The following is a 19,703-nucleotide window of genomic DNA, read 5'->3' as shown; positions in this document are numbered from 1 at the left end:
CATATCTTTAACCCTAATAAATCATTAATTCTATATGCATAACGAAACCCCAACTTTAAAACGAGAATTAGGTCTTCTGGACGGCACTATGCTTGTGGTAGGCTCGATGATTGGTTCCGGAATTTTTATTGTGAGTGCCGGAATCACTCAGAACATAGGCAGTGCCGGATGGCTGATTGCGATCTGGATTGTTTCTGCTTTAATAACCATAACGGCTGCCGTTAGCTACGGAGAGCTGAGTGCTATGTTTCCGCATGCCGGCGGGCAGTATATTTATTTAAAGGAATCGTATAATAAGCTGATTGCTTTTTTATACGGCTGGAGTTTCTTTGCGGTCATACAAACCGGAACCATTGCCGCTGTTGGCGTCGCCTTTTCAAAATTCACGGCCTATCTGATTCCTGCGGTAAGCGATGAGAATATCCTTTATGAGATCGGTTCTTTCAAGCTTAATGCAGCGCAGCTGGTTTCCATAGGAACCATCATTTTCCTGAGTTATATTAATAGTAAAGGGGTTCGAAACGGAAAATACATCCAGACTATTTTTACCATCACGAAGATCGCCTCCCTTTTTGGTTTGATCATTTTCGGTTTTATCCTGGCTGCCAAAGCCGATATCTGGAATGCAAACTGGACGGATGCCTGGAATGCACAGTCTTTCCAGAAAGACAGCAATTCATGGATTCCTGTTTCCGGATATGCCTTAGCATCGGCTATCGCTGCATCCATGGTAGGCTCCTTATTTTCCAGTGATGCCTGGAACGGGGTTACCTTTATTTCCGGAGAGATTAAAAACCCGGAGCGCAATGTGGGCTTAAGCTTGTTTTTAGGGACTTTAATTGTGAGTGTCATCTATATTTTAGCCAACGTGATGTATCTTGCCGTAATGCCGTTGCAGGAAATTGCTTTTGCTCCATCGGAAAGGGTTGCCGTAGCCGCATCGCAGCACATTTTTGGCGCGACCGGAACCATAGTCATTGCAATCATGATCATGATCTCGACTTTTGGCTGCAACAATGGTTTGATCATGGCCGGATCCCGCGTGTATTACACGATGGCAAAAGACGGTTTGTTCTTTAAAAAAGCCGCCGAGTTAAACAAAGCCAGCGTACCGGGCTGGGGATTATGGATCCAGTGTATCTGGGCTTCCTTTTTGTGCCTGACCGGGAAATACGGGGATTTACTGGATTATGTAATGATCATTGTAATCATCTTTTACATACTGACGATATATGGTATTTTTATTTTAAGAAAGAAAATGCCGGATGCCAACAGACCGTATAAGGCTTTTGCCTATCCGTTTTTACCGGCTTTGTATATTATCGTAGCATCAGCTATATGCATTGCTTTACTGATCGACCGCACCAGTACGTGTGGTTGGGGCGTACTGATCATGCTTGCCGGAATACCGGTTTATTATATCACAAGACCAAAAGAAACTGCGTAAATAAATTATCATTTATAAAAAAGGTTGGACATGTCCAACCTTTTTTCATTTAATTCTTAATTATTTTTTCAGTGTATATCTCACCATTCTCTGTTTGTATCATAAGTATGTATATACCTACTTTAAAACTGGTTACATCGAGAAGAAAAGCATCATCAGCATTAGTGATTTTACTTCTAAACATTTCTCTACCATCAATCGAACTCACAATTAACTCCCTGCTATTTACTGGTAAAATAATATTCACAGAAGAACTGGAAGGATTCGGACTAACATTTAAGCTATTCTTTCTATCTACTTCTAATCCCCCGGAATCTTCCTTACTATTTTTACCTGCGTAATTTCCGGTACAACCTTCTATATACCCTCTAAATCTTGATCCATTTGCCGAATAAAAACCATTTGTTAATACAACCTGATCTCCGGCATGATAAATCGCAACAGCCCCGTTATTAACTTTATTAGAAGCCGTTATTAATGAAGAAGCCTGGTGGTTACTTTGCAAAGAGACTAATACATCATCCGAAGGAGACACCAGATTTTTCACTGCAACACATGTTGGCTCTGCTACCGAACAAATATCATCTGTTACTAAATCAATCTCTGTTTGTGTTAATAAAAAATTCGTTTTAGGCAAATAAAACCTCGGGGTTGTTCCAGGTCCGCCTGGATCTGCAGGATAACTTTCCACAGGCCCCGTATACCCTCCTCCCACACTTGCAATAGCCGCTCCAGCAGGAGAATCAAAAATCTGATTTTGAGGAACATGCGTTACAATAAATATTGCATTTCTATTGTTTTTAAAATTAGTATAATTTAAAAACGCTTCATTAGTCCCAATACCTAGTGATGAAGATGGGTTGATCAATCCATAGTGTCTATATGCATCCGTAAAAAGATATACAGCAAGAGAATTTCCTGGTGTTCTTGTCAAAATCTGGTTTCCAAAAATATTTGAGTTTGGCGCACCATCAAGAGCATTACCTATCAACAAAAGCGCCCCATGAGCTTCATCTCCATATCCCACAAAATTAGTCCTTCTAACAAACGAATTAGCAACATTTACATTACTTGTAAAGTTTGATTCAATATATATTTTACTAACCCCATTTACACCATACTGAACGACAGCTACTCTATTTAATGGATTACACAATAAGATATTTTGAATAATTGCTCTTATTGACGTTCTCATATCCGCATACTCAACATTATCAACAGATCCACTATTATCTACCCAAATAATAACATCAGAGCCTTGCGAAAAACTTTTTAAAGAAAGAAAGAAAAGAAAGACAATAGAAAAATATAAGTTTTTCATAATTTACATTTTTAATTAAACTTATATTATTCTTTCTTATTTAACAATAATCTTACCTGCTCTTTTAACTCTTCGATTTCTTTATTTTGTTTTATAAGATACAGCGTTAACTCTTCGATTTTCTCCTGTTGGATTTTAGTCATTTCACCTAAAGCAATTCCCTCTTCTTTTACTTGTTGCGCAGAAGGCACATTTGGTAAGTGTCCGTTTTTATTGATAAAACTTTCAACATCTTTCAGACTTAACAAGTTATAATCTTTATTAAACACATAATCCGCCCAGGTAGATTGTAAACTAATACGAACTTCTTCCGTAAGGATTCCTCCTTTTACAAACAGGTTGTAATTTGATACGTTTACCGCACCAGCAGTAGTTGGGAAGTTTCCGAAATTTATTGAACTATTGCCTCCAATCCCCACTTTACCGTGCAACTTCAAAATATCATTGGCAAAATCACCAAAAATCAAAGGATTAGATGTGTTTGAATTATCAATAAATAATTGATTATTTACATTAGAAGCATTTTCACCTGCATGAAAACCAATCATCACGTTATTACTTCCTGCCGCATAACCTGCTCGCTCTCCTATTAAAACATTTCCGCCTCCTGTAGCATTATATCCCGCAATAGCTCCATAGATAGAATTACTGTTTTTAGCAGGAATATTTTTACCCGCTTCAAAACCTGTCAGGACATTATAGTAACCGGAGTCATTACTTAAACCAGCTGTAAACCCAATAAAGACATTATTATTCCCGGTAACACTATTTTGCCCGGACAAAGACCCTAAGAAAACATTATTACTTCCGTTATTTTTATCACCTGCATTTACACCAATATAAACATTGTCATTTCCTGTAACATTGGCCAAACCAGAGTTAGCACCAACAAAAGTATTGGCTCTACCAGCTGTATTCGCTTTTCCGGAATAAGAGCCCAGGAAAGAATTATGACTACCTGTTATGTTATCCATACCTGCTACAGCTCCAAAAAATGAGTTATCATCAGCATTTGTATTTAAACCAGCCAAACCTCCAAAGAAACTATTACGGGTACCCGAAACATTTTGAAACCCTGAAGATCTTCCCACAAAAGTATTCCAACCGGCATTATTATTAGCTCCGGATTCAAACCCAACAAAAACATTTTCAGCACCATTAACATTTTTCAATCCACTATTAAACCCAATAAAAACATTGTCATTTCCTGTAACATTGCCCAAACCAGAGTTAGCACCAATATAAACATTGTCATTTCCTGTAACATTGGCCGCACCAGAGTAGGCACCAACAAAAGTATTGGTTCTACCAACTGTATTTGCTTTTCCGGAATATGAGCCCAGGAAAGAATTATGACTACCCGTTGTATTATCCATACCTGCTGCAGCTCCAAAAAATGAGTTTTCATCAGCATTTGTATTTAAAAAACCAGCCAAAGCTCCAAAGAAACTATTACGGGTCCCCGAAACATTTTGAAATCCTGAAGATCTTCCCACAAAAGTATTCCAACCGGCATTATTATTAGCTCCGGAATCAAACCCAACAAAAACATTTTCAGCACCATTAACATTTTTCAATCCACTATTAAACCCAATAAAAACATTATTTCCTCCCTCTTCATTCATCGCACCTGTAAATGCTCCTAAAAAAGTATTATTGGCCGATCCTTTATTTAATCTCCCAGATTTATATCCAATAAATGTATTGGCATTAGCTCCATTTCTATTGCCTGCCTCATACCCTACATAAGTTGATTGCGGAGCCCCACCCGTTCCGTACATATTAGCTCCGTTGCTAATTCCAAAACCAGTACTTTCAGTTGATTCAATCGGTTGTGCATTTAAAGCAACAATAGACAAAAACAACAACGCTAATAATAATTTAGTTTTTGTTTTCACAATAGTATAATTTAAATTAACATTTATTCCATAAAAAAAAGAGCCATAATTATGACTCTTTTTTTTATTATTCTTAGTGATGTAATTGTTCTTCACCCGGCTTCATTGGTACATTCTGAGGAACGAAATCTTCATCATGTCCTGGTTTGCTATAGTCGTAAGACCATCTGTAAACCTCAGGAATTTCACCTGGCCAGTTTCCGTGAATGTGCTCAACCGGAGTAGTCCACTCTAACGTGTTTGATCTCCATGGGTTTTGCGTTGCTTTTTGTCCTTTGAAAATGCTGTAGAAGAAGTTCCATAAGAATACTAACTGGAATGCTGCTCCGATTAAAGCGAACATTGTGATTAATACGTTTACGTCTGCTAAATCATCAAATAAAGGGAAAGCAGTGTTGGTATAGTAACGTCTTGGCAAACCTGCCATACCGATAAAGTGCATTGGGAAGAATACTCCGTAAGCACAAACTGCCGTTACCCAGAAGTGAATATAACCTAAGTTTTTATTCAACATTCTTCCGAACATTTTAGGGAACCAATGGTAGATTCCGGCAAACATTCCGTAAAGAGCAGAAATACCCATTACCAAGTGAAAGTGTGCAATAACGAAATAAGTATCGTGAACGTTAATATCTAATGTACTGTCTCCTAAAATAATCCCGGTTAAACCTCCTGTGATGAATGTCGAAACGAATCCGATACAGAATAACATAGCAGGGTTTAACTGAAGGTTACCTTTCCAAAGTGTTGTAATGTAGTTGAACGCTTTTACAGCCGATGGAATTGCAATTAATAAGGTAGTAAAGGTAAATACAGATCCTAAGAACGGATTCATACCCGATACGAACATGTGGTGACCCCAAACGATAGTAGATAAGAATGCAATTGCTAAGATTGATGTAATCATTGCACGGTAACCGAAGATCGGTTTACGGGCATTCGTAGCAATAACTTCCGATGTAATACCCATTGCAGGTAAGATTACAATATATACCTCAGGGTGACCTAAGAACCAGAATAAGTGTTCGAACAATACCGGAGAACCTCCCTGGTAATGTAAAACTTCTCCGGAGATAAAGATATCCGACAAGAAGAATGATGTTCCGAAGCTTCTGTCGAAAATCAATAATAATGCAGCAGATAATAATACCGGGAACGATACGATACCAATAACAGCCGTAACAAAGAAAGCCCAGATGGTTAACGGAAGGCGTGTCATGGACATACCTTTTGTTCTCAGGTTAATAACTGTAACTACATAGTTTAGTGATCCCATTAATGAAGAAGCAATGAATATTGCCATAGAAACCAACCATAGTGTCATACCTGTTCCAGAACCTGGAATCGCTTGTGGTAAAGCACTTAAAGGCGGGTAAATTGTCCAACCTGCAGATGCCGGTCCGGATTCTACAAAAAGAGAGATAATCATGATAACGGAAGAAAGGAAGAACAACCAGTATGAAACCATGTTCATAAATCCGGATGCCATATCTCTTGCTCCAATTTGAAGCGGAATTAAAAGGTTACTGAAAGTACCGCTCAATCCGGCTGTCAATACAAAGAATACCATGATGGTACCATGGATGGTTACCAATGCCAAATAAATATCATTTCGCATAACTCCTCCCGGAGCAAATTTATCGCCTAAAAGGATTTCAAAGATTTTGAAAGACTCTTCCGGCCATGCAATCTGCATACGGAATAATAGCGACATTATAATACCGATGATACCCATAACAATACCTGTAATTAAGTATTGCTTCGCAATCATCTTATGATCTATACTAAAGATGTACTTTGTGATAAAAGTATCTTTATGGTGATGTTCGTGCCCGTGATCGTGTTCGTGACTGTTATCGTGTCCTACTGCTGACATATTTTTTAATTTATATTAAAAGCAATTATTTTTTTACTACTTGTGCTAAAACTTTAGTTGTATCAGCTACAGGAGCAGTCGCTTCCGGAGCTTTAGCTTCAGATGCAGCAGCCGGAGCTTCCGTTTTGTTAGCATCTTTAATAGCACTAGCTAAAGTAGGTTTCCCTTTTAACCATTTTTTGTAATCTGCTTCGCTTTCAACTACAATTTTCATTTGCATGTTGTAGTGAGAAGGACCACAAATTTTATTACATAATAATAAGTAATCGAAAGTATATGGATCTAAAGCGGTTTCACCTTTAGCAACAAGTTCAGCACTTCTTTTTGCTCTAATCTTATTGATGTTTGCTACTTTTTCAACGATAGCAGGATCCTGACGCATCTGATCTGTAGTTACAGAAGGCGTGAAAGCAAACTGCGTCACCATACCCGGAACACAGTTCATCTGCGCTCTGAAGTGTGGCATATAAGCAGAGTGTAAAACGTCCTGAGAACGAATCTTGAATACTACTTTTTTACCAACCGGCAAGTGTAATTCATTAACTACTTTATCATCTTGTGCATTTGGATCAGCCATGTCAACACCTAAAGTATTCACACCCTGAATGAATCTAACGTTTGCTTTACCTAATGAGTTGTCTTCACCGGCATAACGTGCTTCCCAGCTAAACTGTTTTGCATATAATTCAACGTAGATCACTTCTTCTTCTTCATCAACAAACATGATGTTTGTCCATGCATATAATCCGTAAAGGATTAATCCTGCCAATACAATTACCGGGATAATTGTCCAGATAAATTCTAATTTATCATTATCAGCAAAATATAATGCTTTTTTGTCTTTACTACCTCTGTATTTGAATGAGAAGTAGTGCAATAATGCCTGGGTGATTGTTTGAACGATGAAAATCAAAACCATTGAAATCATCATCAGGTTGTCATAATGTGTTCCGTGTTCCGAAGCCGGAGTTCCCAGAACCAAATGTCCCCATTTCAATAAAGAGTAGATAGTGAATATATAAATAAACCCTAAGAACCCAAACATTAAATACCCATTAACATTATTATCTCTTTCGTTGGCAATTTCTGATTTTTCAACAGAAGACTGTCCAATTTGAGTTAAATCGAATATCTTAGTCAATTGCCATATAGCAACTCCTAACAAAACTACAACTATAAGTACCAATAAACCTGTCATTTGTTTATTACTTTAAATATTAATAATGAAAATGTTTACTTTCTTCAATTAACGGATTACGTTTTGCCAGTAACGGTGCTTTTGTTAAAGCTGTAAATACTACAAAGATGAATAATCCAAAGAAGAATAATAATGAACTGATCTCAGATACTCCAATAAACCACTGATCTCCAACAGTTGCAGGCATAATCATATTAAAGAAATCAATATAATGTCCAGTTAAAATAAGAATACCAGCCATTACTACAACCCATGTCAGACGTTTGAAATCTGTATTAATTAAAATTAATATCGGGAATACAAAGTTAAGCGCTAACATACCGAAGAATGGTAATTTGTAGTTCTCAATTCTTGTAATAAAATAAGTAACCTCTTCCGGTATATTAGAATACCACATTAACATAAATTGTGAGAACCATAAATACGTCCAGAATACAGAGATACCAAACATGAATTTTGCTAAATCGTGGATGTGGCTTGTATTTACATATTCTAAATGTCCTTTTGATTTTAAGTACAAAGTAACGAATGCAATAGTCGTAATACCGCTTACAAAGAAACTTGCAAACACATACCATCCGAATAATGTACTATACCAGTGTGGATCTACAGACATAATCCAGTCCCAGGAAGCTATAGATTCTGTTACGATGAAGAATACTAAGAATCCAGCCGCTAATTTGAAGTTCTTTTTGTAGAAAGAATCATCATTAGCATTGTCCTGTGCAAGGGAATTTTTTCTTGACAAGAAACGGTAAAGATTCCAACCTGCTAAGAAAATAGCAGCTCTGATCAGGAAGAAAGGAACGTTTAGGAATCCTACTTTACCCTGAATCAATTCATCGTGTTTTACTACTTCCGGATCCATCCAGATAAACAAGTGGTTTAAATGCATTCCGCTTGCAATTAACAGGATAAAGAAAATGATCGAACCCGGTAATAAATAACTGGTGATCCCTTCCATAACTCTGAAAAGTACCGGAGACCATCCTGCCTGTGCAGCCCATTGGATTGCATAGAAAGCAAGTACTCCAACAGAGATTAACATGAAGAAGATACAGGCAACATATAAGGCAGCCCATGGTTTGTTTTGCAACTGGTGTAAAACGTGTTCTAAATGTTCTTGATGTTCAGCATGTGCATCAGCTCCCTCATGTCCATGAGCGGCTTCAACTTTGTGATTATCGTTATGGTGCTCGTCAACTACAGGTGCAGCTGCGGCTTTAACAGTATCTTGTGCTGTTGTTTTTAATGAATCTGAAACTACCGCTTCAGTTTTAGCAGCCTCGTGGTGTGCCACATCGGTTGCAGCATGATCGTCGTGCGATTCATGTGCTACAGCCTCTGTATGATGTCCACCATGATGACTATTGGCTAAAATTTTCTCTACGTCTTCAACGGTCTTAGGTGCAGTCAAAAAACCAAATGCAATCCCTACTAACCCTAAAGCCATTAAGACAAATGCAAAAGTTTTTAATTTGCTTGAAAATGTGTACATATCTAATACTTTCAAATGTGTTCTACAATTATAATCCTGCTTTTAATTTCAACACGTGATCCACAACTTGCCAGCGTTCTTCCTGGTTCAATTGGTTTGCGTGAGATCCCATGGAGTTCAAACCATAAGTAATTACATGGAAAACACTTCCCTCTGTAACTTGTCTGTCGGCGTAACTTGGTACCCCTAAGAATTTTTCTCTTTTAACCAATTTCCCTTTTCCGTCTCCGTTTTCACCATGGCAAATTGCACAGTAAATATTAAAAAGTTGTGTTCCTCTTTCAGAATCAATGGTTGTAGAATCCAAAGGAGATTTCAGGTTTGCTTTAGCTAATTCATAGCCTGCTGTTGAATTTTCATATTCATAAGGTGTAAATCCTCTTGGGATAGAACCTTTTGCAGGTAACTGACCTTCCTTACCATTTTTGAAAGCTGCAGATTGTGAATACGTTTCATAAGCTACAGACTCGTACATATTTGGAAAGAACTGATAGTTAGGCTTTGATTTGTTAAAACAAGATGTTGTAACAATCGATACACCTACTAATGCTACTATTTTATATAAGGCTTTCATATCTTCTATTAATGCTTATCAATTACTTTAACTTCTACAGCACCCGTGTTTTTGAAGAAAGAAACCATATCTTCTTCGCTTCCGTGAAGTGCAACTTCCATTAAGAAGTGATCATCTGTAGTTCTTACATCAGGGTTTTCAGCTGCTTTGAAAGGCCATAATTTACTTCTCATATAGAAAGTAATAACCATTAAGTGGGCAGCGAAGAACACTGTTAATTCAAACATAATAGGCACAAAAGCAGGCATATTATCAATGAAGCTGAAACTTGGTTTTCCACCAATATCTTGTGGCCAGTCTACAATCATTACATAATTCATTAATGATGCAGCAACAGATAGACCAACTAAACCGTAAAGGAAAGAAGCGATAGCAATTCTTGTAGGTGCTAATCCCATTGCTTTGTCCAACCCGTGAACCGGGAATGGCGTGTAAACTTCTTCAATATGATGATGAGCGGCACGTGTTGCTTTAACAGCATCCATCAGGATGTCATCATCATTGTATATAGCATGTATAACTTTATTACTCATGATCTATTAATGATTATGTGAATTATGTCCTTCTTGTTCTCTTTGTCTCTTGTAATTATCTCCGGATGTTTTCAAGATTGTTTTCACCTCTGCCTGAGCAATTACCGGGAAGCTTCTTGAATACAATAAGAATAATACAAAGAAGAAACCGATTGTTCCGATATAAATACCAGCATCAACAAATGTTGGCTGGAACATTGTCCAAGATGAAGGAAGGTAATCTCTGTGTAATGAGGTAACGATAATTACGAAACGCTCGAACCACATACCGATGTTTACAACGATAGAGATAATGAATGAGAACATGATACTTGTTCTTAGTTTTTTGAACCACATGAACTGTGGAGAGAAAACGTTACAAGTCATCATCAACCAGTATGACCACCAGTAAGGTCCTGTTGCTCTGTTTAAGAAAGCATATTGCTCATACTCTACTCCGGAATACCAGGCAACGAATAACTCTGTAATATACGCGATACCTACGATAGATCCGGTAATCATTACAACGATATTCATTAATTCGATATGCTGAACAGTAATGTATTCTTCAAGATTTGAAACTTTTCTCATGATAATCAACAAGGTATTAACCATTGCGAATCCGGAGAAAATCGCTCCTGCAACGAAGTACGGAGGTAAGATTGTTGTGTGCCATCCAGGAATAACTGAAGTAGCAAAGTCAAAGGATACGATCGTGTGTACAGAAAGTACAAGTGGTGTTGCTAATCCGGCTAATACTAAAGATACTTCTTCAAAACGTTGCCAGTCTTTTGCTCTACCGCTCCATCCGAAAGACAGGATAGAATAAACTCTTTTAGTAAAAGGTGTTACCGCTCTGTCACGTAGCATGGCAAAGTCAGGTAATAAACCAGTCCACCAGAAAACCAATGATACTGATAAATACGTTGAAATCGCGAATACGTCCCAAAGTAACGGTGAGTTAAAGTTCACCCAAAGAGATCCGAACTGATTCGGGATTGGTAATACCCAGTATCCTAACCATGGACGACCCATGTGAATAATTGGGAATAAACCTGCTTGTACTACCGAGAAGATAGTCATCGCTTCCGCAGAACGGTTAATTGCCATTCTCCACTTTTGACGGAATAACAATAATACTGCAGAAATTAGAGTTCCGGCGTGACCGATACCAACCCACCAAACGAAGTTAGTGATATCCCATGCCCAACCTACTGTTTTATTTAATCCCCATGTTCCGATACCTGTAGTAATGGTGTAAGTCATACAGCCAACTCCCCAAAGGAATGCTGTTAAAGCGATAGAAAAAACTATCCACCATTGTTTGTTTGCTCTACCTTCAACCGGTCTAGCCACATCTACTGTTACATCGTGATAAGTTTTATCACCTATAACCAAAGGTTTTCTAATGGGTGCTTCGTAATGAGACGACATAATCCTTTATATTGATTCTTAATTAATTTATTTTACTTTTTTAGGTATTTCTAACTTTTACGTGATAGAATACATTTGGTTTTGTTCCGATGTGCTCCAATAAATGATACATTCTGTCATCTTCAGCTAATTTAGCTACTTTGCTTTCTTTATCATTTACGTCACCAAAGATCATGGCACCACTTGAACAAGCTGCAGAACAAGCTACATCAAATTCATCTTTACCGACTGCTCTGCCTTCGCGTTTCGCTTTAAGGATAGTAGCCTGAGTCATTTGGATACATAGTGAACATTTTTCCATTACCCCTCTTGAACGAACGTTAACATCCGGGTTCAATACCATACGACCTAAATCGTCATTCATGTGGTAATCGAATTCGCTGTTCTTGTTGTATAAGAACCAGTTGAAACGACGTACTTTATAAGGACAGTTGTTTGCACAATAACGAGTACCAACGCAACGGTTGTATGCCATGTGGTTTTGCCCCTGACGACCGTGTGATGTTGCCGCTACCGGACAAACTGTTTCACAAGGTGCGTGGTTACAGTGCTGACACATTACCGGCTGGAATGCTACCTGTGGATTTTCTGACGGATCTTCCATACCTGTAAAAGTATCGATAGAGTTCATTAATCCGGAAGCACCTTCTTTTAACTCCACATCACCTTTGAAGGTATCCTGAGAAGAGTAGTATCTGTCAATACGCAACCAGTGCATATCACGGCTTCTTCTTACCTCTGATTTACCAACAACAGGAACGTTGTTTTCAGCGTGACAAGCAATAACGCAAGCTCCACATCCTGTACAAGCATTCAAATCGATCGATAAGTTAAAGTGGTGACCGATAGAACGGTCGAAAGAATCCCAAAGATCTACTTTAGTTGCAGGTGTTTCTTTGTGATCTAAAGATACCATTGGAACAATATTCCACTCTGCAGCATCTTTAGTATTGAATATTTCAAGGGTAGTTTCTTTGATGATATCACCTCTACCCATCAATGTTTTTTGTAACTGAACACAAGCAAACTCGTGATCTCCGTTAGCTTTAGTAACCTTAGCTACCTGGTCGGATTTCATACCTGCATAAAGCGCATAAGCATTAACCCCAACCTGCATTTCCTGTTTCATTGCTTCTTTACGGCCATAACCTAAAGCAACTCCGATTGTTCCAACAGCCTGACCTGGTTGAATAATTACAGGAACGTTTTCTAACTTAACACCGGCAACTTCAATAGTTGTATAACTTCCGTTCAAACCTCCGTTTGCAACATTGTAGTTTACCAATCCTAATTTTTCAGCATCTTTTTTAGCTACTGTTACATAGTTATCCCAAGACACACGGGTAATCGGATCCGGGAACTCTTGTAACCAAGGGTTATTTGCCTGTTGCCCGTCTCCCATTCCGGTTTTAGTATACAATACTAATTCTAATCCGCCAGCATTTTTAGCTTGTGCTAATTTTCCGGCAGCAGAACCGAAATCAGCAGCAGAACCTGCAAGAGGTGCTACTTCCGAAACAAAAACACCATCGTGTACCAAGCTATTCCAGGTTGTTCCGGTAGCGATAGCAGCGCTGGTTGCTTTTAGGAAATCATAATAAGAAGCCGGATTTCCTGTCCAGGACAATAATGCTTCCTGGAATTGTTTTGTATCAAACAACGGACGAATTGTTGGCTGCGTAATACTGTAGTGACCTTTGGCGATGGTTACATCACCCCAGGACTCCAGGTAGTGCGGCACAGCAACTGCGACAGCTGATTTTGAAGCTGTTTCATCTTCTTTTAATGAAAATGCAACCGATAATTTTACTTTATTAAGTCCTTCCAAGAAGTCTTTTGCATTTGGTAAAGTATAAACCGGATTAACACCGTTCATAATCAAAGTATGAACTGCTCCCGATTTCATATCGTTAACCAATTGCGCTACCGCTTTAGCATCCCCTTTACGGATTAAACGGGTTGCAGCCGTGTTGAACGCTTCAGAACTTAAAGCTCTGTTAATAGCCAATACTAATAATTGTGCATTAACATCGTCCAATCCTGAAACCAAAACTCCTTTTCCTGCAGCAGCTTTTAATTGCTGAGCAGCTTTCATTACCGCTTCTTCATTGGCAATTTTTGAAGTTGCAACAGAAGCACCGGTAACTACATTGAATATTTTTACTAAAGCAAGTTTTTGATCTGTAACAGTCAAAGGAATACGCTTGTCTGCATTTGCACCCGCTAAAGACATGTTTGCCTCAATCTGGATGTGTTTCGACATTTTCCCGTTTTTAGGAATACGTCCTTTTGCATAACCTGCATCATATCCTCCACCTTGCCAATCTCCTAAGATATCAGCACCAACAGAAACAATAACATCTGCTTTTGAGAAATCATAATTTGGTAATGCTCTTTCTCCATAAACCATTTGGAAAGCATCAAGAGCATCAGAGCTTGATACTGCATCATAAACAACGTGTTTAGCCGTTGGATTTTTTGCAATGAAATCAGCAATCAATTTATCTGTTGACGGGCTTGCCATAGTTCCTGTTAAAAGAACGATCTGACCACCTTTAGCTTTTGCGTCTGATAAAGCTGCTCTTACTTTCGTATCTACTTCAGACCACGAAGCATCTTTACCTGCAATTTTTGATTGCTTTAAACGAAGACTATCATACAGCGACAATACAGAAGCGTGAACTCTTGCATTAGCACCGGTTATAGCATTTGGTAAGTTATTATTTTCTACTTTAATAGGACGACCTTCGCGGGTTTTGATCAGGATGTTTGCAAAATCAAAACCATCAGCGATAGTAGTTGCATAAAAATCTGCAACACCAGGGATGATTTCCTCAGGTTGAACTACATAAGGAATAGACTTGATTACCGGACCTTCACACGCAGCTAAAGAAGCTGCTGCTGTAGAAAATCCTACGTATTTCAAAAAGTCACGACGAGTAGTTGATGAAGTCGATAAAGTATCTTTATCTCCTAAAAATTCATCTGTTGGAATTTCTTCAACAAACTCATTGTTTCTTAGCGTCTCAACAATAGAACTATTTTCGTTTAGTTCTTCAACACTTTTCCAGTATTTTTTGTTTGATGCCATTGTATATAGATATTAGCTTCTTAATTTATTTATTAATAGTGACATTTACCACACTCTAAACCTCCCATTTGTGCAGCAGTCAATTTATCTACACCGTATTTTTTAGAAAGTTCTTCGTGTATTTTTTTGTAGTATTCGTTACCTTCAACCTTAACATTGGTTTCTCTGTGACAGTTCACACACCATCCCATTGTTAACGGAGAATGTTGTCTCATAATTTCCATAGTCTCAACCGGACCGTGACATTTTTGACATTCAAGACCAGCAACAGAAACGTGTTGTGAGTGATTGAAGTACACAAAGTCAGGAAGATTATGAACACGAACCCATTTAACAGGTTTCACTTTTCCTGTATATTTTTGAGCTGTTTTATCCCAACCTACCGCATCGTAAAGTTTTTGAATTTCAGCAGTATAGAATTCTTTTGTATGATCCACATAAGTAGAATCTGCATCCCCCTGGAATTCATTAATGTTTTTATGACAGTTCATACAAACATTCAACGAAGGAATACCTGAAGTTTTACTTACTCTGGCAGAAGAGTGACAGTATTTACAATCAATACCGTTATCACCAGCGTGAATTTTGTGAGAGAAATGGATTGGCTGAATCGGCTCATACCCCTGGTCTACACCTACCTGCATTAAATATCCGTAGATAAAGTAAGCCCCTACCAAAAGCATAAGTATTACAGAAACAAGCACTAAGAACTGGTTTCTGGCAAAAGCAATCCATAATGGAATTGATTTTTCTTTTACCGGCAGCTCTACACCGTTAGCTTTTGCAATCTTGTTAAGCACATTCTTAACAAACAGCAACATCGCTACCAACATAGCCAATACTACACCCAATACTCCTAAAACCAGATTGTTAGAAACTCCGCCTTCCTGAGCAGCTCCCGTAGCTCCTGCTGTTGTAGCAGCCGCTTTAGGCTCTTCTTTAGGCTGAGAAGTATACGCTAAGATATTATCAATATCCGCATCTGACAATTGAGGGAAAGCAGTCATCGCTACTTTTCCATTTTCTTCAAACACTTTGATAGCCTTAGCATCACCTGATTTGATTAATTCCGGACTGTTTTTAATCCATTTATGCAACCAGGCTTTATCATATTTTTCCGCAACATTACGAAGCGCAGGCCCCGTCATTTTTGCGTCCAGCTTATGACAAGCGGCACAGTTAGAATTAAAAAGCGCTTTACCTGCAGCCGCATCCTGAGCTTTTGAGGTAAAAGAAAAAGATAGCACAAATGCTAAACTGAACAATAAAATCTTTGAAAACGATTTATGGTTACCCACTTTTTTCATAGTTAAAATGATTATCAACTAAATTTGGCATGATTTTATCAGAAACCTAATTTCAGATAAATAAATACCTTATTTATAAACTCCGACAAAAATACGACTTATGTATTATTCTAAAAACCTTAAATTTGTCTTAATTGTAATTTATACCCATTCTAAATAAACCTGAGAAAATTCTTTTAATTATATAATTGTATTTTTGCAGTAAACAGACTTCATTATGAGAATCTTAAGAGTAAACAAAAACCACTTCCTTCCTTTAATAGCACTATTTTTAGGATACACTTCCAACGCGCAGACCGCAAAAATTAACATTGATCAGGACCAGAAATTTGAGCAACTCCTGAATGAGAAAAGAAAAATCAATTCCTCTATAACCGTTAACGATCGTTATAAAATTCAAATTTTTTACGGCACTAATGAAGAAGCCAAAAAAACACTGGCGAGTTTCAGAAAAGAATTCCGGAATATAGACGGTACCATCGTTTATAACAATCCAACCTACAAAGTATGGATTGGCAGCTTTAAGACCCGCATAGAGGCCGAAAAGAACCTTAACGACATTAAAAAGAAATACCCGAACGCTCTTTTAATACGTCCGAATAAATAATGACCAGTCTAAAACAGGCTGATATGTTTTACAATACCATTTACAGTAACCAGTCAGGATTTCCCGGCTGGTTTTTTTAATGCATAACCTTAGGTGTTTGTACAGATAAACCCCAATGAGGTCATGTATGGTTTTAACAGTTATAATCTGCTTCAGGGACTTTAACCGGCTTTTTCGTCATTTGCTTCAATTGCTTAGCAAACGGATCAAAGAAATAAGTGTCGTCAATAAAAATGTCCCGATAATTTTCTGTTTTAAGATGAACAATAAAAACTGCATATCCGGATCCTTTTGCAGGAAGAACATTCTGAAATGTAAAATATTCAATTTTTTCAAGGTCCAGAATCAATGCAGTATCTATTCCTGCAAATCCGATTTTATTATTAGCACTATCGAGCCAGATACCACTTTTCTCTTTCAGTAATGCTTTTACTTTTTGTGGAATATGTTTAACGTCATCATCATCAATATACCTGACTTTCAGATCCAATTTATTATGGAAGGATATTAATCCGGATATTTCCATTACTTCTTCATACTCTTTATTTTCCAAAAAATACCTGTATTCCCGTTTGTTATAAAAATGAAGCGATGTACTGCCATCGTCATAAGCAGAGCCTTTATCGTAGGTATAACAAATAGAAACATCTATACCTTTTGCCAAAGCAAATTGCAGATAACACTGGTCTTCTCTTTCATAGCCGTATTGATCAATATCAACATCGTCACCGATCCAGAGTCTGCGTAGTTTTTTATAGCTCTCATCGGTATTGGTTGCATCATACAGGTCTACGAAAAACTCCTGCACAGGGCGATTAGTACTGGCGTTGCCTGCATATACTTCTAATTGATCGATAAGAATACCTTCTATTCTAACCGGATATTTGAATCTTAAATATTTAGTGCCGTAATCGGCAAAATAAACTGCGACACAACCCGATGCTTCCAATTGCTCGTAAGTAGTATCCCAGGATATCATCTGTTTGGGCGCTGCATATACTTCGTAGCCAGAATCACCATCATCCGGATATTCGTCCAGAATCTGATAATTTTGAGGCATTTTTTTTGCCCAGATTTTTACTTTCTCATCTTCTTTTCTTGCTTTGCATACTGCAAAAAAGGTTTTGTCATCAAAACAAAACCGATCTGACAGTTCGCGATACACCTCTTCAAATCCCTGTAATTCAGTGGATATATAGTGTTGATAATCTGCAACAACAAACAGAAAGGCTATATTTCCTAAAACCTGTACATAAGCATATTTTAGTGAATTAATATTTGCTTTTTCAATGCTGCTATGATCTTTGTAAAAAAGTGTATCTCCTTCTATCCAGGTTTCTTTATTTACCATTTACTGTTCTTTTATATATTTAGTAAAATCATTATCAACATCTTTATTATAAGTACCACTCTATAGCCTGTGCTTTACAGGATAAAAGGAAAGAGACTAACAGTATTGTGAGTATAGTTTTCATTACGGTTGTTTTATCAGAACATATTCTCCATAAGGAATACGCATTTCATCAGGAGAGCCTTCTGGTTGCATGATAGAATTATCACTCTTATATATTTTGGCTATTATTTTTTCGGTTCCATTGTCATTTTTATATCGCAAAATAACAGAGCTGCTTAAATATCTTCTTTCAGGGTCATAAATTGAAAGCTTAATACGACGTTCATTCTCCGCACAATCACTACATACAGGGTATAGATTTTTTGTCCAAATCAAATTTCCGGAAATACTATGATCGTCGCCACTTAGCGAATTATCAGCAAGTAATGATAATGTGTTTATGATTTCAGTCCCGTTGTTGATGTATTTGTATTCACCAACTAACAAATCCTGATAGTAATTTTTATATTCGAAGTACTCGAATGTTATTTTGGCAAAAGAAATTGTAAGTGATGTATTTCCGTTTTGGTATTTCCATGTACCAATATATTTAATGAAATCATTATCAACATCTTTATTATAAGTACCACTGGTATATGCCACATCGCTATCTTCGGCAATTGGCACTACAACCTGTGCTTTACAGGAAAAAAGGAAAGATACCAACAGGATTGTGAATATAGTTTTCATTACGGTTGTTTTACTAAAATATACTCTCCATAAGGAACACTAAAGCTATTTATGTTTGTTGAAGGACCATCCATTGTGTTTAATGTTTCAAGACCGTGTCCGGTATAGACAAATTGTACTTTTAGTTTTTCCTGTCCGTTTTCAACAAATTTTCTGATCACAAAATTATTACTTATCCCGCTCCAAATATTTCTACGTGAGGGCTCATTAAAAAACATTAACAGCCGCTTTTCATTCTCCCCGCATTCCGGACATAAAGGGTATGAACCCTTTTCCATCATAGCCACAGAGAACAAATTATAGTCCATAATATCTGAATAAGAATTACCTAAATTAGTTAATGTGTTCACTTTTTCAATTCCATTTTCTATGTATTGAAATTCTCCGACTAAATAATCCTCATAATAGTTTTTAAAACTTGACACATACACCATCGGCTTTTTAATAAAAACAATTTTGAGCGTCGTATTACCGTTAGAATAAATCCAGGTTCCGACGTATTGATTCAATAAGCCATTAACGTCCTTATAATACGCGTTTTCAACTTTACCAATAGTCATGCCCTCAAATCTATCAATCACCGGGCTTTGAGCGCACCCGTAAAAAGTGATCATACCTGCTATTGAACTATATAAGTATTTTTTCATTTTTTCATTTTAAAAAAGTACAAAATCTTTCTATTATGGATATGGCTTGTTTGCTATTTTCCCTTTGCTTATTGACAATTCACCCCATTTAAAATTAGTACCGGCTAAATCACTAACCGTTAAACCAGCACTACCCTCATACATCCCGATTCCATCCCGGAGCAGGAAGATGGTTTGGGAGAAAACTTTTTTCGGATCTGAGTATCCTAC

15 protein-coding genes are annotated in these 19,703 nt (G+C 37.4%); 2 read left to right on the top strand and 13 right to left on the bottom strand.

Annotated features, from left to right (window positions below; translation table 11 throughout):
* Positions 1-34 precede the first annotated feature (34 nt).
* Positions 35-1,447 (top strand): APC family permease, encoded by a 1,413-nt coding sequence (locus tag HW120_RS05375; protein ID WP_177731658.1) that lies wholly within the window; start codon positions 35-37, stop codon positions 1,445-1,447.
* 49 nt (positions 1,448-1,496) lie between these two features.
* Here the strand turns inward: HW120_RS05375 and HW120_RS05370 are convergent, their stop codons facing one another.
* The 10 genes from HW120_RS05370 to HW120_RS05325 are packed head-to-tail and all read right to left on the bottom strand — an operon-like array spanning position 1,497 to position 16,156.
* A complete protein-coding gene (locus HW120_RS05370) occupies positions 1,497-2,768 on the bottom strand; it encodes a 3-coathanger stack domain-containing protein (RefSeq protein WP_177731655.1) in 1,272 nt (423 codons plus the stop codon).
* Positions 2,769-2,794: 26 nt separating this feature from the next.
* Positions 2,795-4,762 (bottom strand): beta strand repeat-containing protein, encoded by a 1,968-nt coding sequence (locus HW120_RS05365; protein ID WP_177731652.1) that lies wholly within the window; start codon positions 4,760-4,762, stop codon positions 2,795-2,797.
* On the bottom strand, positions 4,740-6,542 hold the full coding sequence (locus tag HW120_RS05360; RefSeq protein WP_177731649.1) for a cytochrome c oxidase subunit I: 1,803 nt from the start codon (positions 6,540-6,542) through the stop codon (positions 4,740-4,742). The genes HW120_RS05365 and HW120_RS05360 overlap by 23 nt, the downstream gene beginning before the upstream one ends.
* A gap of 25 nt (positions 6,543-6,567) precedes the next feature.
* Positions 6,568-7,740 carry a cytochrome c oxidase subunit II gene (locus HW120_RS05355; protein ID WP_177731646.1) on the bottom strand — a complete coding sequence of 391 codons (1,173 nt, stop codon included), beginning with the start codon at positions 7,738-7,740 and terminating at the stop codon, positions 6,568-6,570.
* A gap of 19 nt (positions 7,741-7,759) precedes the next feature.
* Positions 7,760-9,238, bottom strand: coding sequence for a quinol:cytochrome C oxidoreductase (locus HW120_RS05350; protein ID WP_177731643.1), 1,479 nt, complete (start codon positions 9,236-9,238; stop codon positions 7,760-7,762).
* Between the two features lie 28 nt (positions 9,239-9,266).
* The gene (locus HW120_RS05345; protein WP_177731640.1) at positions 9,267-9,812 is read right to left on the bottom strand and encodes a c-type cytochrome; all 546 of its coding nucleotides are present in this window, start codon (positions 9,810-9,812) and stop codon (positions 9,267-9,269) included.
* An 8-nt stretch (positions 9,813-9,820) separates the two neighbouring features.
* On the bottom strand, positions 9,821-10,345 hold the full coding sequence (locus tag HW120_RS05340) for a DUF3341 domain-containing protein (protein WP_177731637.1): 525 nt from the start codon (positions 10,343-10,345) through the stop codon (positions 9,821-9,823).
* 6 nt (positions 10,346-10,351) lie between these two features.
* Positions 10,352-11,758 (bottom strand): NrfD/PsrC family molybdoenzyme membrane anchor subunit, encoded by a 1,407-nt coding sequence (nrfD, locus tag HW120_RS05335; RefSeq protein WP_177731634.1) that lies wholly within the window; start codon positions 11,756-11,758, stop codon positions 10,352-10,354.
* 40 nt (positions 11,759-11,798) lie between these two features.
* Complete coding sequence (locus HW120_RS05330; RefSeq protein ID WP_177731631.1) at positions 11,799-14,849, bottom strand: TAT-variant-translocated molybdopterin oxidoreductase; 3,051 nt, start codon at positions 14,847-14,849, stop codon at positions 11,799-11,801.
* Positions 14,850-14,881: 32 nt separating this feature from the next.
* Positions 14,882-16,156 (bottom strand): c-type cytochrome, encoded by a 1,275-nt coding sequence (locus HW120_RS05325; RefSeq protein WP_177731628.1) that lies wholly within the window; start codon positions 16,154-16,156, stop codon positions 14,882-14,884.
* Between the two features lie 217 nt (positions 16,157-16,373).
* Here HW120_RS05325 and HW120_RS05320 point away from each other — a divergent pair, with 217 nt between their 5' ends.
* Positions 16,374-16,763 (top strand): SPOR domain-containing protein, encoded by a 390-nt coding sequence (locus HW120_RS05320; RefSeq protein ID WP_177731625.1) that lies wholly within the window; start codon positions 16,374-16,376, stop codon positions 16,761-16,763.
* 133 nt (positions 16,764-16,896) lie between these two features.
* On the opposite strand, the gene HW120_RS05315 is transcribed toward HW120_RS05320, so the two are convergent.
* From HW120_RS05315 to HW120_RS05305, 3 genes are all read right to left on the bottom strand, one after another.
* Positions 16,897-18,114, bottom strand: a complete 1,218-nt coding sequence (locus HW120_RS05315; RefSeq protein WP_177731622.1) for a hypothetical protein — start codon at positions 18,112-18,114, stop codon at positions 16,897-16,899.
* A 123-nt stretch (positions 18,115-18,237) separates the two neighbouring features.
* The gene (locus HW120_RS05310) at positions 18,238-18,846 is read right to left on the bottom strand and encodes a DUF6705 family protein (protein WP_177731619.1); all 609 of its coding nucleotides are present in this window, start codon (positions 18,844-18,846) and stop codon (positions 18,238-18,240) included.
* Positions 18,846-19,493, bottom strand: a complete 648-nt coding sequence (locus HW120_RS05305) for a DUF6705 family protein (RefSeq protein ID WP_177731616.1) — start codon at positions 19,491-19,493, stop codon at positions 18,846-18,848. The genes HW120_RS05310 and HW120_RS05305 overlap by 1 nt, the downstream gene beginning before the upstream one ends.
* Between the last annotated feature and the right edge of the window lie 210 nt (positions 19,494-19,703).

The sequence above is a fragment of the Flavobacterium inviolabile genome, from assembly GCF_013389455.1.
In the GTDB taxonomy this organism is placed as follows: Bacteria; Bacteroidota; Bacteroidia; order Flavobacteriales; family Flavobacteriaceae; genus Flavobacterium; species Flavobacterium inviolabile.
The sequence above is the reverse complement of the archived record's forward strand: the minus strand, read 5'-3'. Positions and strand labels throughout refer to the sequence as shown.